This is a genomic window from Actinomyces sp. oral taxon 170 str. F0386, assembly GCF_000195595.1.
Taxonomy (GTDB): domain Bacteria; phylum Actinomycetota; class Actinomycetes; order Actinomycetales; family Actinomycetaceae; genus Actinomyces.
The window spans coordinates 1-17,773 of the sequence record NZ_GL882566.1 but is presented as its reverse complement, the minus strand read 5'-3'; the positions used below and the strand labels follow the sequence as shown (position 1 = coordinate 17,773).

Sequence of the window (17,773 nt, the reverse complement as noted above, 5' to 3'; positions counted from 1 at the left end):
GGGTATTGACGGATCAAAGATCACGGTGCGCCAGCTCCTCCAGCACACCAGCGGACTACCCGAGTACACCGACACCACTCCCGGAAGGAGCGATATCTTCCAGATCAAGGACCACTACATCCCGCCCAGGGACCTGCTGGACACGGCTCTGGGCAAGCCGGCGGCCTTTGAGCCGGGGACGCAGTGGGCCTACACCAATACGAACTACCTTGTGCTGGGGATGCTTGTTGAGCGGGTGTCTCAGCGGCCGGTGGGTGAGCAGATCGATCAGCGCATCGTCAAGAAGCTGGGTCTGTCCCATACCTACTTCCCGGCCCCGGGAGACAGAAGCATCAAGGGCACCCACCCTCAGGGCTACCACCTCAGTGCCGGGGGCAAGTTGGAGGATATTACCGAGATGGATCCGGCTTGGGGGTGGGCGGCTGGTGCGATGGTCTCGACCCCCAGCGAGCTCAACACCTTCTTCCAGGCCGTCTTCGACGGCAGGCTGCTGACCCAGGCCAGCATCGACGAGATGAAGAACGGAGCGGTTGACGCCAGCTCGCGCTTTGGACCGGGGACGGTGTACGGGCTGGGCCTCATCGGTACTCCGCTCAGCTGCGGGGGCACCTCCTGGGGCCACGGCGGGTCGATCCACGGGTACCAGACCGACAACGCCGTGGGACCGGACGGCACCGCCGTCACCGTCGCCGTGACCGCCCTGCCCACAGCCATCGCCGACCAGAACAACCCGGAGAGCTCCGCCAAGGAGAAGTACCAGCGGAACAAGGACGCCGTCGACGCCACACTGTGCCACAAGTAGCGGTGGCCGCCTCCAGCTATCCAGACCTGTTGCCTCTCAGCAGTCCAGGTCCGGCCCTCAACGCCGACGTCTTCTTCATGGCAACGCAGTACGCGCTGTCTGTGAAGAAGGCGTCGGTGTTTGATGTGGCTGCCTTGAAGGCGCTGGGACAAAGTCGATGAAGGCCTGAGCCGCCGGACTGGGGTTGAACGAGTCCCAGGCGAGATACTCCACCCGGACGGGGCCATCACTGACGGCGACGCATGCGCATCCGGGCACCTCACGGGCCACGCTGGGAGCGATCAGCGCCACCCCCAGCCCCTGATGCACCAGGTCCGTCAACAGCTCGGCAGTGGTCACCTCGAAGCTCACCTCGCGGCGGAGTCCCGCCTCCTGAAAGGCCAGGTCCGACTGCTCGCGTCCTGATGATCCTGCTGGAAAGTCCACGAAGGGCTCGTCGGCAAGATCCTCAAGGTGGAGTCGACGTCGCTTCGCCAGCTGATGCTCGGACGGCAGTACCGCCACCAACCGTTCCCTGGTGAGCTCCCGCGTGCGAACGCCCTGAGGTATGACAGCCTCAGCCAACCCGAGGAAGGCCGCATCGAGACGTCCATCTGCGATCCGGTGCAGGAACGCATCACTTCCACCGCTGCGCACATGCACCCGAACATCGGGGTGCCGGCGATGGAACTGGCCCAGGACAGCAGCAACATCCACTGCGGTCACCGTTGGAATCACCCCGATCGTCAGAGTCCCTCTCACCTCGCCCTGCGCAGCCGCGGCCTCGACCTTGGCGCGATCGGCTGCCTGCAGGCACAGCCGAGCCTGCTCCAGAAAGGCCTCCCCAGCGGGTGTCACCTTCACCTTGCGGCTCGTGCGTGCAAACAGCGTCAGCCCCAGCTCGCTCTCCAGAGACTTGATCTGCCGGCTCAAGGCGGACTGCACCACGAAGCATCGCTCAGCCGCACGCGTGAAGCTCTGCTCCTCAGCGATGGCAAGGGCGTAACGCATCTGCTGCAGTTCCATGACATCAATCCTATGTGGGCATCGCTGCCATCACATCTATGTCATCGACAGATCAATGCATGGTGGGCAGGCTGAGGCCATGACGACGATGCAGAGCGCTCAACCGGCCGGGCGCGGAAGAACCTTCTCCGACGCTCGCCGGAATGCCGGTTGGATCGCCCTGACGGCCCTGGCGCCGGCCGTCTGGGGAACGACCTACATCGTCACCACCCACGGCCTGCCCGCGGGGCACCCGGTCTTCGCCGCGCTCACACGGACGCTTCCCGCGGGCGGCTTTGCCCTCCTCGCTGCTCGGCAGCTACCGCGCGGAACGTGGTGGTGGAAGAGCCTCATCCTCGGGGCCCTCAACATGGCCTGCTTCTTCCCGCTGCTCTTCGTCGCCGCGCAGCGCCTGCCCGGAGGCGTGGCCGCGACGCTCGGTGCCGCCCAACCGATCATCGTCGCCGGCCTCGCCGTCGTCGTGCTCAGTGAGCACCCGTCAGTGTGGAGGCTGATATGGGGTGGGATCGGCGTCGTCGGTGTCGCACTCGTCGTCCTGGGACCGCAGGCGGGACTCGACGCCCTCGGGGTGGCTGCCGGACTGGGCGGAGCCGTCTCGATGGGGCTGGGAGTCGTGCTCACCAAGAGGTGGGGCAGACCCGACGGCGTCTCCGCTCTGAGCCTGGCCGGCTGGCAGCTCACCGGTGCCGGACTGCTGCTCATCGTTCCTGCGCTTGTCATCGACGGTGTCCCAGCCGGTATCGATGCCACCGCCGTGGCGGGCTACAGCTGGCTCGGGCTCGTGGGAGGGCTCGCCGCCTACGTCGTCTGGTTCGAGGGCATCCGCCGGCTACCGGTGACCCCGACGGCGCTGCTGGGCCTTCTCTCGCCGCTGACTGCGGCGCTCCTCGGGCATCTCGTGATCGGCGAGGTGCTCACATCCATCCAGCTCCTGGGATTCGCGCTCGCTCTGACCGCGATGACCGCGGGCCAGCTCGCCCCGCCCTCTTCCCGATCCTCCTCTCGAAAGGACCACTCATGAGAATCGTCGTCCTCGGAGCCACCGGTATGGCCGGTGCGGCCGTCGTCGCCGAGGCACTGCGCCGCGGCCATGACGTGACGGCAGTGTCCCGGCAGCACCGCTCTCAGACAGCTGGCCGCCTCACTTCCCGTCTGTTGGACGTCACTGACGTCGACGGCGTTGCGGACGTCCTGAAAGACTGTGATGCCGCCGTCGTCGCACTCCGTCCACCCTCAGGCCAAGAGAGTGATCTGGCCGGGCTGACAACGGGGGTCCTGGACGCCGCCTCCAGGAGTCGAACGCCTCTCCTCGTCATCGGGGGTGCCGCTCCGCTGACATCGCCCACTCATCCCGGCACACTCGCCATTGATGATCCCGCCATCGTGCCGCCGGAATGGCGAGATGTGGCGCGGGCGAGCCTCGATCAGATCCGAGCCTGCCAGACGCACAGCTATCGGGGGTGGGTCTATCTCAGCCCACCGGCGATCTTCGGTCCGGGAGACATCAGCGGCTCCTACCGGCGTGGAACCACCACGCTTCTCGTGGACAGCCAGGGTCAGTCACGAATCAGTCCCGAGGACCTCGCGCTCGCCGTCGTCGACGAGCTGGAGCAGCCCGGAGGACAGCAGCACTTCACCGTCATCGCCTCCGTGTAGGAAGCCGGGAGGCCGTTGGAGTCGCCGGAGGCCGAGACGGAGTGAGTTCACCTCGCCATCCCGCTGTGGCTAGAACTACGAAGAGTGGCGGCTCCCAGCAGTGGGGTCGTCTCCAGGGGGTGCCTCGCCCGTGAAGAGGTACTCGATGAGAGGATCGGCCGGGCGGTCGTAGTCGAGGGCGGACAACGTCGTCGACAGCATCCCGACAGCGAGAAGACTCCTTGTCTCGTCGCGCGTAATACCCAGATCGTCGTGCAGCAGATGGGCCACTCGAGTGAACCCGTCACGCGCCAGGGGGCCCAGCTTGTCGTCGGTTCCGCAGACGAACAGCTGGGCCAGGAGCCTGAGCTCATCAGATGAGAAGGCCAGCTCCTGGAAGCGCTTGCCGAACTCGTGGCGCTGCTCAGGATCGCTCAGGGGCGCGGTGTCGCGGAACAGCTCGTCAATGTGTGTGGAGGCCTGCTCGCACAGGGTCCGGATCAGCTTGGTCTTGGAGCCGAAGGCGCGCACCACGTATGCCTGGCTGACGCCGGCCTCGCGGGCGATGCGGTCGGTGGTGATGCGAGCGAACCCGTATCTACCGAACAGGTGCAGCGCTGCGGCCAGGATGCGGTCACGGCCCGACGCCTTTGGCTCAGTGTCGCCGGATGCGGGTGGCTCCTTCATGAGATCAGTCTAGCCGCCATCACACCTGCAGTCATTGAGTGATAACCTCATTTAGTTATCAGTCAATGACTGCAGGAGGGTCTCATGCCTTCGTCATCTGCCGAGGTCACCGCAGAGTGTCTCGCCGTTCCGCGCACGACCGTTGTTCGTGCGGTGCTCACCGTGGCCGTCTCCGCGTTGCTGACCGGAGCGCTCTTCAGCTACTTCTACATCGAGGTGTTCAATGCCCCGGAGCCGCGCCGTCTGCCTGTGGCCGTCGCGGGCGTTGACGCCTCGCGTCTGCAGGATGTTGCGGGCGACGGGTACCGGCTGGTTCAGGTGACTCGTCGCGAGGAGGGGCTTGAGCGCCTCTCTCGCCATGAGGTCTACGGCGTCATGGCGCTGGATGGGGAGGCTCGAAGCGTGGAGCTGTCCTACACCAGCGTTGACGGGGCCTCCGTGCTGGCCTACATGCAGCCGGTGGCTCAGCGAGTCTCGGAGCGCTCAGGGATGACGCTTCGGGTGACCAACACGACCCCAGGGGTGGCGGCGAACGCCTCACCGGGCCGAAGCGTGTTCTTCGCGGTCTTCGGTACCGCTCTCACCGGTTTCGTCCTCTCCCAGGCCCTGGCCTCCGTCGGCTCCCAGGTCGGGCTGTCACTGCGGACGAGGCTGTCGATCATGGCCGGTGTGTCTGCCGTCGCCGGTCTGCTGGTCTCCCTCATGCTCGACCCCTGGTTCGCCATCGCACCCGGTACCTTCTGGAGCAGCTGGCCCATGGTCTCGCTTCTGTGCCTGTCCGCGGTGACGACGGGCTCCGCCCTCCTCGACGTCGTCGGCCCTCTGGGGCAGGTGGCGACGGCCGTCCTGTTCGTCACCCTGGGCAACGCCACCGCCACCGGGATCCTGCCGATGCAGTTCCTGACGCCCCCGTATCAGATCATCAGCAGACTGCTCCCCACCGGCAACGTCGTGCGCGCCGTCCTGAACCAGGCCTACTTCAACGGAGCGGGGTGGCAGTGGGGCTATACCGTCCCGTTGGCATGGATCCTGGCCGGCATCGGCCTGCTGGCCATGACGGACCGTCGGTCACGGCGATCTCGCCGTGCGTGATGCTGGCTCTCTGCCTCCGGCAGCTGCGGTATCTGAGTCCCGGCTCAGATCCAGGACGACAGGAGCATGTGGTAGAGCCAGAAGGTGCGTGAGACGTTCTGCCCGGTCCAGATCGGCCACCAGAAGGCCGCGGCGGCGCAGGCCAGGACCGTGACCACGATGATGAGGACGATGCCCTCACTGCGGATCTGCCACGTGGGTGCTGACGTCCAGCTCGCCAGCCTCGCCCACGGGCTGTGGCGGGCGGTCCCCTTCGGATCGTCGTCGGCGGGCGAGCCCGACGCGGTGCCCGACGGCGATGGCGCTGCCGGGTACCCGGTGACGTACGCCATGGCCTGCGCCGCGTCGACCGGCCCGGTCCGCCCGGCGTCGGAGGCCGTGTCGTCGCCGGCGGCAGGCGCATCGCCCTCGCCGTCGAGGTCACCGTCATCGTCCGCCTCCGGGCTGATGCGATACATGCCCGGGTCGGTCTCCACCACCGGCGGTGTCCACACCGGCGTGTGCCCGAACTGCGGGCCGAAGCCCAGGAACCGGGCGCCCACACCGCGCCAGGGTCGGATGCCGGCGCCGATCAGCCCGTTCATCAGGGCCGTCGCCTGCGCCTGGGCCGTCTTGGAGCCCGGCAGCGGTGGCAGGAGACCGGAGCCCATACCCAGCGCCAGGACGAGGACGAGGACGACGCAGGGCACGAAGGCCACCGTGTAGAAGGTGAAGATCGTCCGATCCCGGTACTGGAACCACGGCACGTACAGGCCCAGATAGCCGATGAGGGGCACCCACGCCCGCCAGTCGCGGTTCTTCACCCCGATGATGACGACGGCCACCAGGGCCACCACGGCCGACCACCAGATGACGATGTTCCCGATCGAGGTGATCGCCTGGACGCAGTCGCCGCCCCAGCAGGTCTGCGGCACCTGGGCCTTGTCCTCCCAGTAGAAGGATGTAGGCCGGGTCTGCAGCAGCCAGCCGTAGGGCTTCGACTGGTATGTGTGCGGTGAGGCCAGGCCCACGTGGAACTCGTACATCTGCTGGTGGTAGGCGACGAAGTCGTTGATGCTGTGGGGCAGCGAGGGGAAGGGGATCGGCTGGTGGTGCTCGAGCTGCTCCGCCGTCCACCCGTGCTTGAAGGCGCGGGGGTGGGTGAACCAGGACCACCAGCAGCCGACGTAGACCGCTGCTGCCACCGGCACCGTCTGGAGGAAGTCACTCACACCCTGGGCGACCGTCCCCTCCAGGAACCAGGCCCGCGCCCCCACCCGCCGCAGCGCGAGCGTGTCCCACGCGACGACAGCGACGCCGACGACCGCCACGAGGTAGAGCCCCGACCACTTGATCGAGCAGGTCAGCCCCAGGGCGATGCCGGTGGCCAGCAACCAGGGGCGGATCGTGGCGTGCGGTGCCCTCGCCCCGGGGCGCGTCCCCGCCATCCTGCGGGCCAGCCTCGCACGAGACCACTCCCGGTCGCGCACCAGGCAGTACAGGGACACGGTGGCGAAGAAACCGATGAACACGTCCAGCAGCCCGATGCGGGACTCGGTCAGCGCTACGCCGTCGACCGCCAGCAGCAGCCCGGCCAGGCCGGCCAGCAGGGGAGAGCGGGTCAGACGCATCGTCAGACGCGTCAGCAGCATGACCGTCAGGATCCCGGCGACGGCCGGCATGCTGCGCCAGCCGAAGGACGACGACGGCCCGAAGACCTCCATGCCGGCCCCGATGATCCACTTGCCCAGCTGAGGGTGGACGACGTAGGCGGCCTCCTGGGACATTCCGGAGAAGTTCCCGGAGGCGAAGGCGGCATCGGAGTTCGCCGCCCAGTTCGCCTCGTAGCCCAGGTGCCACAGGGCGTAGGCGTCCTTGACGTAGTAGATCTCATCGAACATGAGCGTCTTGGGATGGCCCAGCCCGATGAGGCGCAGCAGGGCCGCGATGACGCCGACGACGCCGGTGACGACCCAGCCACGGATCCTCACGGCACGGGGCATCGTCCAGCTGCGCGGACCCAGGCCGAGGCGGGCGCGCAGCTCGTCCTCAGTGCGCACCTCGCCGTCGGGCGTGTCGGCCCCGGAGCCACCGGTTCCGGTGGTTGTGGTGGCTGCGGCCGGTGCAGCATCCTGCGCCCCGTGCGCCGTCGGAGCGGGTTCCTGCGCCCGTTCCTGTTCCGCGGACGGCCCGGGGGAACCGTCGCGGGACTGCTCGGGGGACTGTTCGGGAGACAGTGCGCTCGGAGTCGTCACACCCCGAGTCTAGGCGGCGGTGTCACGAAGGTCGCAGCGACATACTGTGTCCTATGACTGAGAGCATCCCGTCCGCAGAAGATCTCCCCGTCGGGGACGGTCACGACAACGGGCCCGACCGGGACGGGCGGACCGCCGCTGCCGACGACGTCGCCGCCCCTGCTGCGCATAGCCCGGACCTGCGCGGCGGGACCATCACCCTGGCCGCCACCCCCATCGGCAACACCACCGACGCCTCACAGCGCCTGCGGTGCGCCCTGGAGCAGGCCGACCTCATCGCCGCCGAGGACACCCGTCGGCTGCGCGCCCTGACGCAGCGCCTCGGCGTCGAGCCCCACGGGCGCGTCATCGCCCTCCACGAGCACAATGAGCGCGATCGCGCCCCCGAGCTGCTCGACGCCGCCCGCGCCGGCCTTCGCGTCCTGGTCGTCTCCGACGCCGGCATGCCATCGGTCTCCGACCCCGGCTACCGGCTCGTCCGTGCCGCCGTGCGGGCGCAGGTGCCCGTCACTGTCGCCCCGGGCCCCTCGGCCGTCCTGACCGCCCTGGCCCTGTCCGGCCTGGCCTCCGACCGGTTCTGCTTCGAGGGCTTCCTGCCGCGCAAGCCGGGGGAGCGGCGCCGCGCCCTGGAGTCCCTGGCCGCCCAGGAGCGCACCATGATCTTCCTGGAGTCGCCCCGCCGCGTCCACGACTCCCTGGCCGCCATGGCCGAGGTCCTCGGTGGCGAGCGTCCGGCGGCACTGTGCCGGGAGCTGACCAAGACCCACGAGCAGGTGCTGCGGGCCCCGCTGGTCGAGCTGGTCCGGGCCACGGCCGACGGCGTCCTGGGGGAGGTGGTCCTCGTCGTCGCCGGCGCCGAGCCCGTCGCCGCCAGCCCCCAGGACGCCGCGCGCCGGGCCCTGGCACTGGCCGAGAGCGGCATGCGCCTCAAAGCGGCTGCGGCCCAGGCGGCCGGCGAGGCCGGCCTGCGCCCCAACGAGGTCTACCGCGCCGCCCTGGAGCTGCGCGACGCAACCGCCTGAGCAGCCCCGATCCTGTCGGTCATCCCTGTCCCCGCGAGCCGCCGAGCCCGCTATGGTCGGTTCATGAGCAACGAGCATCACACCGGCCCGGGTGCCCGCGCTCGCCGGGCCCTCATCGTCGTCGACGTCCAACCCACCTTCTGCGAGGGAGGAGCGCTCGCGGTCACCGGCGGCAACGCCGTCGCCGAGCGTATCGCCGCTCACCTGTCCTCCCACCGGGGGGACTACGACCTGGTGGTCACTACCCAGGACTGGCACATCGACCCCGGTGAGCACTTCTCGTCAGAGCCGGACTTCGTCGACACCTGGCCCGTTCACGGGGTGGCCGACTCCGCTGAGGCCCAGATCCACCCCGCCCTGGACGGTCTCGTCGCGGACGCCGCCGTCAAGAAGGGCCAGTACGCCGCCGCCTACTCCGGGTTCGAGGGTGTCGATGACGACGGGCGCAGCCTCGACGACATCCTGCGCGCCGCCGGTATCGAGGAGGTCGACGTCGTCGGCCTGGCCGAGTCCCACTGCGTCAAGGACACCGCTCTCGACGCGGTTCGCGAGGGCTACCGCGTGCGGGTCCTGACCGACCTGACCGAGCCGGTCAGTCCCGAGCTGGGGCACGCCGCCCAGGCCGACATGCGCGCTGCCGGCATCGAGCTGGCCGCCTCCCGCTGAGGGCCGTCGACACCGATCATCAGGGCTTCGGACCCGAACGCAGGGGTGCCCTCACCGAGAGAATCGGTGAGGGCACCCCCGCGTTGCCTGAGGCCGGGCCACCTACTGCGCCGGCCAGCCTCCGGGCTGGTTGTACTGGCCCGGCTGACCGGGTTGGCCCTGCTGGTTGTACGGACCCGGCTGCACGGGCTGAGTGAACACCGATGGCTGCTCGGGCTGAGGCTGCTGCTGGCCCGGCTGCTGGCCGGCCCACCCGAACTGGGCGGTCGGAGCGGTCGGCGAGTACTGGGGTGCTCCCGCCCCGGTCGCCGACGGCGCGTAGGGGGCCTGCTGGGCCACCGGCTCAGGCTGCTGGTACTGGGGCTGCTGCGGCGCGTACTGACCGCCCTGAGCCTGCTGCTCGGACTGCCAGGCGCCCTGCGTGTAGACGGTGGGGGCTCCGGGCACCGCCCCGGCCGTCCCGTCGAACGGCGCACCTGCGGCGGTCGGGGCGGTCGTCGCCCCCGCTGCGGCCAGTTTGGAGCGCCAGGCCATGCCTCCGACGCCCATGCCGATCCCCACGACGGCGATGATGATCGCGCCGACGACCCCGAACAGCGACAGCAAGGCGGCCTTCACCGACGAGGGGGCGACGATCTCGCCCACGGAGACCCCTGAGGTGCTGTTGCAGTCAACGGTGTAGGAGCCCGAGCCCTTCGAGGAGAAGGTCGTGAAGAGCTTGCCGCCCTTGACCTTCGTCGACGACGAGCTGGACTTCGTGGCGACGTCGTCCCCGTCGGGCGAGGTGACCGAGCAGTCCGGCGCGTCATCCCCGTCGCTGTAGAAGAGCCCGTAGCTGCTGCCCTTGTCCAGCTCGACCGTGGCGGCCTGGTCACTTGGGAGACTGGTGACGGTGGCGTTGAACTGGCTGCGCGTCACCGCCGAGCCGATCCCGCCGATGACGGCGATGAGGAGGATGGCGAGCCCGGCCACGGCCAGGGCCGTCGGAGCCGTCAGGTTCCTCGACGTCGTCGGCTGGCCCGTGGCTCCCGGGTAGCCGGCCTGGGGCGCCTGGAACGGTGCGGCCTGCGGATACTGCGAAGGCTGGCCTCCGGCCATGGCGGGGTCGTAACCGTTCGCCGACCAGCCTGCTGAGCTCGCGGAGTACGCGGAGCCGGGTGCGGAGCCGGGGTACTGGGACATAACTGGCCTTCCTGGTCCATCGGGCCCATGTGAGAGGCGTGCGGGAACACGTCATGAGGGCGCACGCGACTCGATCTCGGAGAAGAACATGTCCAACGAGGCCCGATCGGACAGGCCCAGACATGCGCTGAGCGGGCGCCACATGACTCGGGACAGACTACCGGGTACCGGTCCGCCCGCGCAGGCCGTCGTCCCATCCGGGCCGGCGAGTGCGCCGGCCCGTGAGACCAGTGAGGACTGAAGCGGCCGGGAACCGGATAGGCTGACCCCCATGACCCACATCCTGTCCGCAGTCGCCTGGCCGTACGCCAACGGCCCGCGTCACATCGGCCACGTCGCCGGCTTCGGTGTTCCCTCTGACGTCTTCTCGCGCTACATGCGCATGGCCGGTCACGACGTCCTCATGGTCTCGGGCACCGATGAGCACGGCACCCCCATCCTCGTCGCCGCCGATGAGGAGGGCGTCAGCGCCCGCGAGCTCGCCGACCGCAACAACCGCCTCATCGTCGAGGACCTCGTGGCCCTGGGCCTGTCCTACGACCTGTTCACCCGCACCACCGCCGGCAACCACTACCACGTGGTCCAGGACATGTTCACCACGGTGCGGGACAACGGCTACATGGCCCAGCAGGTGACCCGCTCGGCGATCTCCCCCTCCACCGGGCGCACCCTGCCCGACCGCTACATCGAGGGCACCTGCCCGATCTGCGGTGCCGAGGGCGCTCGCGGGGACCAGTGCGACACCTGCGGCAACCAGCTCGACCCCACCGACCTCATCGGCCCGCGCTCGCGAATCAACGGCGAGACCCCCGAGTTCGTCGAGACCACCCACTGGTTCCTCGACCTGCCCGCCCTGGCCCAGGCCCTGGGGGCCTGGCTCGACGAGCGCGAGGCCTCCGGCACCTGGCGCCCCAACGTCATCAAGTTCTCCCAGAACCTTCTGGGCGATATCCGCCCGCGCGCCATGACCCGTGACATCGACTGGGGCATCCCGGTGCCCGGCTGGGAGGACCAGCCCACCAAGCGCCTCTACGTCTGGTTCGACGCCGTCATCGGCTACCTGTCCGCCTCTGTGGAGTGGGCGCGCCGCAGCGGCGACCCCGAGGCGTGGCGCGCCTGGTGGAACGACCCGCAGGCCCTGTCCTACTACTTCATGGGCAAGGACAACATCGTCTTCCACTCCCAGATCTGGCCCGCCGAGCTCCTGGGCTACAACGGCCAGGGCGAGAGCGGCGGCGAGCCCGGGCGCCTGGGCGTGCTCAACCTGCCCACCGAGGTCGTCTCCAGCGAGTTCCTCACCATGGAGGGCAAGAAGTTCTCCTCCTCCCACGGCATCGTCATCTACGTGCGCGACTTCCTCGAGCGCTACCAGGCCGACGCCCTGCGCTACTTCATCTGCGCGGCCGGACCGGAGACCGCGGACGCGGACTTCACCTGGGCGGAGTTCGTACGGCGCACCAACGGCGAGCTCGTGGCCGGCTGGGGCAACCTCGTCAACCGGACCGCCTCCATGATCCACAAGCGCTTCGGGCAGATCCCCGAGCCCGGCGAGCCGCAGGACACCGACCGTGCCCTGCTCGACGCCGTCGAGGCCGGCTTCACCTCCGTGGGCGACCTCATCGCCCAGCACCGTCAGAAGGCGGCCCTGGGCGAGGCGATGCGCCTGGTCGGCGAGGCCAATAAGTACGTGGCCGACACCCAGCCCTTCAAGCTCAAGGGCGATGACCCCGAGACACAGGCCCGTCTGGCCACGGTCCTGCACACGCTGGCTCAGGTGGTCGCCGACCTCAACCTCATGCTCTCGCCCTTCCTGCCGCACGCCGCCAACGACGTGGACAGGGTCCTGGGCGGAAGCGGCCAGGTCGCCCCGATGCCACGCATCGAGGAGGTCGACGAGCTCGACCCCGACCGCCTGCCCGAGGCCTTCGACGGCCGCACCGGCTACCCGATCATCACCGGCGACTACGAGGGCGCCCCCACCTGGGAGCGCCACCCGGTCGCTGTCGGGACCCCCGTGGCCAAGCCGGCGCCGGTGTTCACCAAGCTGGACGAGTCGATCGTCGAGGCCGAGCTGGCCCGCTACGCCGACTCCCTGCCCGACGACGTCACCGGCGCCTGAGCGCCGATGAGCCCGAGGAAGCGCGACCGCTCCTGGCCGCCGGCCGACGCCGTCGTGCCCCTGGCGGCCCCGGTCACCGACAACCACACGCACCTGCCGGTGGCCGCGGACGCCGGTGGCCCCGGATCCGAGGCGCCGCTGACCGCGGCCGAGCTCGTCGAGCGCGCCGCCGCCGTCGGTGTCACCCGCGTGGTGACCTCCGCCTGCGAGGTCACCACCTGGGAGGAGAGCCTGACCCTGGCCCGTGAGCTGCCGGGCGTGCGTGTGGCCCTGGCGGTGCACCCCAACGAGGCCGTCCTCCATGCCGGGGTGCGCGAGACCGGCCCCGACGGGCTCGAGCCCCGGGCCCAGGAGCACCACGGCGAGCCGCTCGACTCGGTCATGGTCCGCCTGGAGGAGACGCTCAGGGCGAACGCCGACGTCGTCGTCGCCGTCGGAGAGAGCGGCCTGGATTTCTTCCGCACCGGTGAAAAGGGGGCGGCCGCCCAGCGCGAGGCCTTCCGTGCACACATCGCCCTGGCCAAGGAGCTCGACCTGCCCCTGCAGATCCACGACCGCGACGCGCACACCGCCTGCGTGGAGGTGCTGGAGGCCGACGGCGCCCCCGAGCGCACCGTCCTCCACTGCTTCTCAGGCGGAGCCGAGCTGGCCACCGCCTGCGCCGAGCACGGCTGGTACGCCTCCATCGCCGGTCCGCTCACCTACCCGGCCAACACCGCCTTGCGCGAGGCGGTCGCCGCCCTGCCCGACGACCTCCTCCTGGTGGAGACCGACGCGCCCTACCTTCCTCCCAGGCGCTGGCGCGGCCGGCCCAACGCCTCCTACCTCCTGGGTGACACGGTCCGCTTCCTGGCCGAGCAGCGGGGGATGGGGGAGGAGTCGCTCTGCCGCCGTCTGCAGGCCACCACCGCGGCGGTCTACGGGACGTGGTGATCACCGCCGGAACCGGCCCCTGACATCCTGCGGGTGCGGACTACGTGCTCACGGTCCTGGGAAAGAGATGGTGCCGGGTCCGGCGTGACGGGATTTGTCCGGACCAGCGGCCCCCAGATTGTCATCATTCTTCCAGGTTCGTCCCAGGTGGAGAACAGTCGGGAATCAGAGCGTCTTTGCACGGTTCGGTCACATGCCGCCGGGGTGTGAGCAGGTGCATTGGCACGCCCCTGGGTCATCGGTTACGGTGACACGCAGTCGTCAAACGAAGGAAGTTCTATCGTGGGTCGTCACTCCCAGACCAGCTCCCTGAGTACTACACTCTCCGGCCTCGGCTCCATGGCCGCCAGGAAGCGGACCGCCTCAGGTGTCCACGGCCGTCGTCGTGCCGAAGGACCTGCCAAGACCGCTCTGACCCCCATGCTGTTCAAGGCGGGGGGTGCCGCGGCAGCCTTCTCGCTGGCCGTCTCCGGTGCCGCCTACGCGGCCATCTCCGCGGGCGATGACGAGGGTCATTCCTCCTCAGGCGGTTCCTTCGGGCTGATCGGCGGCGAGTCCGAGGCCAAGCCCACGGCCAGTGAGGCGCAGGGCTCCGGCAAGATCGCCAGCGCCGAGGTCTCCACGACCACCGTCGACGAGCCCCAGGTTCACGGCACGGTGCAGAAGGAGAGTGACGCCCTGCCCGCCGGGCAGACCCAGGTCGAGACTCCCGGTGTCGACGGGCTGGTGCGCACCACCTACGAGGTCACCACCCAGGACGGCAAGGAGATCTCCCGCACCGCGGTGGCCCAGGTGGTCGTCACCCAGAAGGTGGACGAGGTCGTCCTCGTCGGTACCGGCGCGCAGCAGGCCCAGCAGGACGCCGCGGCCGCCCAGCAGCAGGCCCAGCAGGACGCCGCGGCCGCCCAGCAGCAGGCCGCACAGTCCAACGAGGGAGCCGCTCCCAGTGCGCCCGCCCCCGCGGCCGACCCCGGCGCGGGAACCGACCCTGAGAGCGCCAAGGCCATCGCCCGCTCCATGATGAGCGGTTACGGCTGGAGCGACTCCGAGTTCTCCTGCTTGGAGAACCTGTGGAACCGCGAGTCCAGTTGGAACTACCAGGCCCAGAACGCCTCCTCGGGCGCCTACGGCATCCCCCAGGCGCTGCCCGGCGCCAAGATGAGCGAGGTCGCCGACGACTGGGCCACCAACCCCAGCACCCAGATCACCTGGGGCCTGGGTTACATCTCCGGTCGCTACGGCACCCCCTGCTCCGCCTGGGCGCACTCCGAGTCCGTCGGCTGGTACTGAGCGAGGAACCTGCCTCGCCGGCGGGCTCCCCAACGCCCGACGGCGCCCACCTCACTGAGAGTGGGTGCCGCCGACACATGGAGGCACGCCTTACGTGGGCGTGAGGCGGTTTGTTGTCAGGACCTTCGTCATTCCACTACCGTGGCACTCGCCATCGATTGGAAGGACGTCTCCCCGTGACTCCCACCACCCATCGCCACGCCCACGCCCTGCCCGAGGGGCCGGCGGAGCCGGACCCGCAGGAGGCGGCCGAGGAGCGCAGAAGCACGCGTGCCATCGCGCTGCGCGCCGGCCTGGCGGCCCTGGCCCTGTCGGTGGCGGTCTCCGGCGGCGCCTACGCCGCCGTGAAAGTCAGCGATAACGGCCGAGCATCCGGTGCCGACGCCGCGAACCAGCGTGTCGACGCCCTCGGCGCCGAGGGCGGTCGCGGTGGTGTCTCGGTCGCGCCGAGCACCTCCACGCTCACCACCGAGACGGTTGACTCCACCGACCCTCATGGCTCCCTGCAGCAGGAGAGCAGCGACCTGCCCCAGGGGGAGACCAAGGTCGCCACCCCCGGCGTCGACGGCGTCGTGCGCACCACCTACGAGGTCACCACCGTCGACGGCAAGGAGGTCTCGCGCACGCCGATCGCGCAGGTGGTCGTCACCCAGAAGGTGGATGAGGTCGTCCTCGTCGGCATCGGTGCCGCCAAGCCCCAGGACAACAAGCAGGAGCAGTCCCAGGCGCAGACCCCCGCGCCCCCGGCACCGTCGGACTCCTCCGGCGGCTCTGGTGGCTCAGCATCCGCAGGCGGCTCCGGCGGCGGTCCCAGCGAGGTCGGAGACGACGTCTGGGCCAAGCTCGCCCAGTGCGAGTCCGGCGGCAACCCGAGGACGAACACCGGCAACGGCTTTTACGGCATGTACCAGTTCACCCTGGAGACCTGGCAGTCCCTGGGCGGAACCGGCTACCCCCATGAGGCCGACGCCGCCACCCAGACCGAGATGGCCAAGAAGCTTCAGGCCAAGGCCGGCTGGGGGCAGTGGCCCGGCTGCTCCGACAAGCTCGGCCTGGGCTGAGCCCGGCTCGCCCGAGGGGACCTGAGCGGCCGGGTCCCCCGCCGTCCTCCACTGCCGTAGGCCGCTCGCTCGGCGACGTCTGCACGATACGAGCAGCGACCAGCGGGCACGCGGCGTGTTCTCAGACGTCTCACAGTGATAAAAGGTGGACGCCGGTTACTGTGTCCCTATGACGTTGCCGGTCCCCGATTCGCAGGTGCCCTCTGCGGAAGCCGCCCGCGTAGACGGATCTGACCCTGCAGGAACCTGCGAGGCCACCTCCGAGACTCCACTCGACCCCACCTGTGCGAGCGGCGTCCGGCAGGACGCTCGAGCCGCCCGAGCTCAGCAGGCTGCCGGCGCGTCGGGCTCCCGGGCCGCCGGCCTCCTGGGGCCCACCGAGGTCCGCGGCCTGTCCCAGGCGCTCGGGATCCGTCCCACCAAGACCCTGGGGCAGAACTTCGTCCACGACGCCGGCACCGTGCGCCGCATCGTGAGGAGCGCAGGCGTGCGCCCCGATGACACGGTCCTGGAGATCGGCCCGGGCCTGGGCTCCCTCACCCTGGCGCTGCTGGAGACCGGGGCGCGAGTGAGTGCCGTCGAGATCGACCCCGTCCTGGCCCGCGCCCTGCCCGTCACCGTGGCCGACCGCATGCCGGAGGCCGCCGGACGCCTCGGCGTCATTGAGGCCGACGCACTGAGCATCACCGCCGAGGCCCTGAGCGGAGCCGAGCAGCCCCCACCCACCCGGCTCGTGGCCAACCTTCCCTACAACGTGGCGGTGCCCGTCCTGCTCACCGTCTTGGAGGCCCTGCCCAGCCTGGAGACCGTCACCGTCATGGTCCAGGCCGAGGTCGCCGACCGCCTCGCCGCCGCGCCCGGCTCACGCACCTACGGCGTCCCCAGCGTCAAGGCCGCCTGGTACGCCGCCGCCCGCCGCACCCTGACCATCTCCCGGCACGTCTTCTGGCCCGTGCCCAATGTCGACTCCGCCCTGGTCGAGCTCGTCCGCCGCCGTCCCCCAACCACGCGCGCCACCCGTGAGCAGGTCTTCGCCGTCGTCGACGCCGCCTTCGCCCAGCGCCGCAAGACCCTGCGCAAGGCCCTGGCCGAGGCGGCCGGAGGGGCCGATGCCGCCGAGGCCGCCCTGCGCGCCACCGGCATCGACCCGACGCGGCGCGGCGAGACCCTCGACATCACCGCCTTCGCCGCCCTGGCCGAGGCGCTGCACCCCATCGATGCCGATGGCGCCGCCGCGTCCACGCCTCCCACCACCTCACAGGAGCAGTCATGAGCCATCTGCGTGCCGTTCCCAACGTTCCTCACGGTCCCAGCGTTCCCACCGGTCCTCGCGACCCCTCGTCGCCCCCGCCCCGCAGCGGCTCGGCCTCCTCCGTGCGTGTCGAGGCCCCCGGCAAGGTCAACCTCTTCCTGTCCGTCGGTGCCCCCGGTCCCGACGGCTACCACCCGCTCACCACGGTCTTCCAGGCAGTCCGCCTCATCGAGACTGTCACCGCCCGCCGCCAGTCCACCCAGGACCACGGCACCGTCACCCTCACCCTCGAGGAGCCCGATGCCGAGGTCCCCACCGACGCCTCCAACCTGGCCGTGCGCGCAGCCGAGCTCCTGTCCGAGACCACCGGTGTGAGCGAGGGCGTCGACCTCCTCCTGCGCAAACGCGTCCCCGTGGCCGGAGGCATGGCCGGGGGGTCGGCCGACGCCGCTGCCACCCTCGTCGCCTGCAACGCCCTGTGGGGCACGGGCCTCTCCCTGCCCGAGCTCTCCGCCCTGGCCGCCCGCCTCGGGGCCGACGTTCCCTTCCCCCTGACCGGCGCCACTGCCGTCGGGTCCGGCCGCGGCGACCTCGTCACCCCGATCATGACCCGGGGCGCCTACCACTGGGTCTTCGCCCTGGCCGAGGAGGGGCTGTCCACGCCCGCAGTCTTCCGCCGCTTCGACGAGCTGGCCGGCGCCGGTGCGAGCGCTTCCGCCGGCTCTGGCGGCGGACCCGCCGTGCGGGACGTGCCCGAGGCCCTCACCGCGGCCCTGCGCGCCGGGGACGCCCG

The 17,773-nt window shown here is 70.0% G+C and carries 17 protein-coding genes; 12 read left to right on the top strand and 5 right to left on the bottom strand.

The window, feature by feature from the left end:
- On the top strand, positions 1–802 hold an 802-nt coding region (locus HMPREF9056_RS11200), incomplete at its 5' end, for a serine hydrolase (protein WP_009405102.1).
- A gap of 75 nt (positions 803–877) precedes the next feature.
- Here HMPREF9056_RS11200 and HMPREF9056_RS11195 read toward each other — a convergent pair.
- Positions 878–1,807, bottom strand: a complete 930-nt coding sequence (locus tag HMPREF9056_RS11195) for a LysR family transcriptional regulator (RefSeq protein WP_009405101.1) — start codon at positions 1,805–1,807, stop codon at positions 878–880.
- A 79-nt stretch (positions 1,808–1,886) separates the two neighbouring features.
- On the opposite strand from HMPREF9056_RS11195, the gene HMPREF9056_RS11190 reads away from it, so the two are divergent.
- Both HMPREF9056_RS11190 and HMPREF9056_RS11185 read left to right on the top strand, forming a co-directional pair.
- The gene (locus HMPREF9056_RS11190; protein WP_157185075.1) at positions 1,887–2,828 is read left to right on the top strand and encodes an EamA family transporter; all 942 of its coding nucleotides are present in this window, start codon (positions 1,887–1,889) and stop codon (positions 2,826–2,828) included.
- On the top strand, positions 2,825–3,463 hold the full coding sequence (locus tag HMPREF9056_RS11185; RefSeq protein ID WP_009405099.1) for an NAD(P)-dependent oxidoreductase: 639 nt from the start codon (positions 2,825–2,827) through the stop codon (positions 3,461–3,463). The genes HMPREF9056_RS11190 and HMPREF9056_RS11185 overlap by 4 nt, the downstream gene beginning before the upstream one ends.
- Before the next feature lie 75 nt (positions 3,464–3,538).
- On the opposite strand, the gene HMPREF9056_RS11180 is transcribed toward HMPREF9056_RS11185, so the two are convergent.
- A complete protein-coding gene (locus HMPREF9056_RS11180; protein WP_009405098.1) occupies positions 3,539–4,129 on the bottom strand; it encodes a TetR/AcrR family transcriptional regulator in 591 nt (196 codons plus the stop codon).
- A gap of 84 nt (positions 4,130–4,213) precedes the next feature.
- On the opposite strand from HMPREF9056_RS11180, the gene HMPREF9056_RS11175 reads away from it, so the two are divergent.
- The gene (locus HMPREF9056_RS11175; RefSeq protein WP_034514494.1) at positions 4,214–5,221 is read left to right on the top strand and encodes a hypothetical protein; all 1,008 of its coding nucleotides are present in this window, start codon (positions 4,214–4,216) and stop codon (positions 5,219–5,221) included.
- A 44-nt stretch (positions 5,222–5,265) separates the two neighbouring features.
- Here the strand turns inward: HMPREF9056_RS11175 and HMPREF9056_RS11170 are convergent, their stop codons facing one another.
- Positions 5,266–7,455, bottom strand: a complete 2,190-nt coding sequence (locus HMPREF9056_RS11170; RefSeq protein ID WP_034514493.1) for a dolichyl-phosphate-mannose--protein mannosyltransferase — start codon at positions 7,453–7,455, stop codon at positions 5,266–5,268.
- A 53-nt stretch (positions 7,456–7,508) separates the two neighbouring features.
- Here HMPREF9056_RS11170 and rsmI point away from each other — a divergent pair, with 53 nt between their 5' ends.
- The gene (rsmI, locus tag HMPREF9056_RS11165) at positions 7,509–8,477 is read left to right on the top strand and encodes a 16S rRNA (cytidine(1402)-2'-O)-methyltransferase (protein ID WP_009405095.1); all 969 of its coding nucleotides are present in this window, start codon (positions 7,509–7,511) and stop codon (positions 8,475–8,477) included.
- 63 nt (positions 8,478–8,540) lie between these two features.
- On the top strand, positions 8,541–9,143 hold the full coding sequence (locus tag HMPREF9056_RS11160; protein WP_009405094.1) for an isochorismatase family protein: 603 nt from the start codon (positions 8,541–8,543) through the stop codon (positions 9,141–9,143).
- Positions 9,144–9,245: 102 nt separating this feature from the next.
- On the opposite strand, the gene HMPREF9056_RS11155 is transcribed toward HMPREF9056_RS11160, so the two are convergent.
- Both HMPREF9056_RS11155 and HMPREF9056_RS14190 read right to left on the bottom strand, forming a co-directional pair.
- Entirely contained in the window at positions 9,246–10,325 is a 1,080-nt protein-coding gene (locus HMPREF9056_RS11155; protein WP_009405093.1) for a hypothetical protein, read from the bottom strand.
- Between the two features lie 51 nt (positions 10,326–10,376).
- Entirely contained in the window at positions 10,377–10,598 is a 222-nt protein-coding gene (locus HMPREF9056_RS14190) for a hypothetical protein (RefSeq protein WP_157185074.1), read from the bottom strand.
- Between HMPREF9056_RS14190 and metG the strand changes: the two genes are divergently transcribed.
- From metG to ispE, 6 genes are all read left to right on the top strand, one after another.
- On the top strand, positions 10,597–12,444 hold the full coding sequence (gene metG, locus HMPREF9056_RS11150; RefSeq protein ID WP_009405091.1) for a methionine--tRNA ligase: 1,848 nt from the start codon (positions 10,597–10,599) through the stop codon (positions 12,442–12,444). The genes HMPREF9056_RS14190 and metG overlap by 2 nt on opposite strands.
- Before the next feature lie 6 nt (positions 12,445–12,450).
- Positions 12,451–13,377, top strand: coding sequence for a TatD family hydrolase (locus tag HMPREF9056_RS11145; protein WP_009405090.1), 927 nt, complete (start codon positions 12,451–12,453; stop codon positions 13,375–13,377).
- Positions 13,378–13,659: 282 nt separating this feature from the next.
- Positions 13,660–14,667, top strand: coding sequence for a G5 domain-containing protein (locus HMPREF9056_RS11140; protein WP_034514492.1), 1,008 nt, complete (start codon positions 13,660–13,662; stop codon positions 14,665–14,667).
- A 176-nt stretch (positions 14,668–14,843) separates the two neighbouring features.
- On the top strand, positions 14,844–15,728 hold the full coding sequence (locus HMPREF9056_RS14920) for a resuscitation-promoting factor (RefSeq protein WP_009405087.1): 885 nt from the start codon (positions 14,844–14,846) through the stop codon (positions 15,726–15,728).
- A 169-nt stretch (positions 15,729–15,897) separates the two neighbouring features.
- Positions 15,898–17,001 (top strand): 16S rRNA (adenine(1518)-N(6)/adenine(1519)-N(6))-dimethyltransferase RsmA, encoded by a 1,104-nt coding sequence (rsmA, locus tag HMPREF9056_RS11130; RefSeq protein WP_009405086.1) that lies wholly within the window; start codon positions 15,898–15,900, stop codon positions 16,999–17,001.
- On the top strand, positions 16,998–17,773 hold a 776-nt coding region (ispE, locus tag HMPREF9056_RS11125; protein ID WP_034514491.1), incomplete at its 3' end, for a 4-(cytidine 5'-diphospho)-2-C-methyl-D-erythritol kinase. The genes rsmA and ispE, both read left to right, overlap by 4 nt.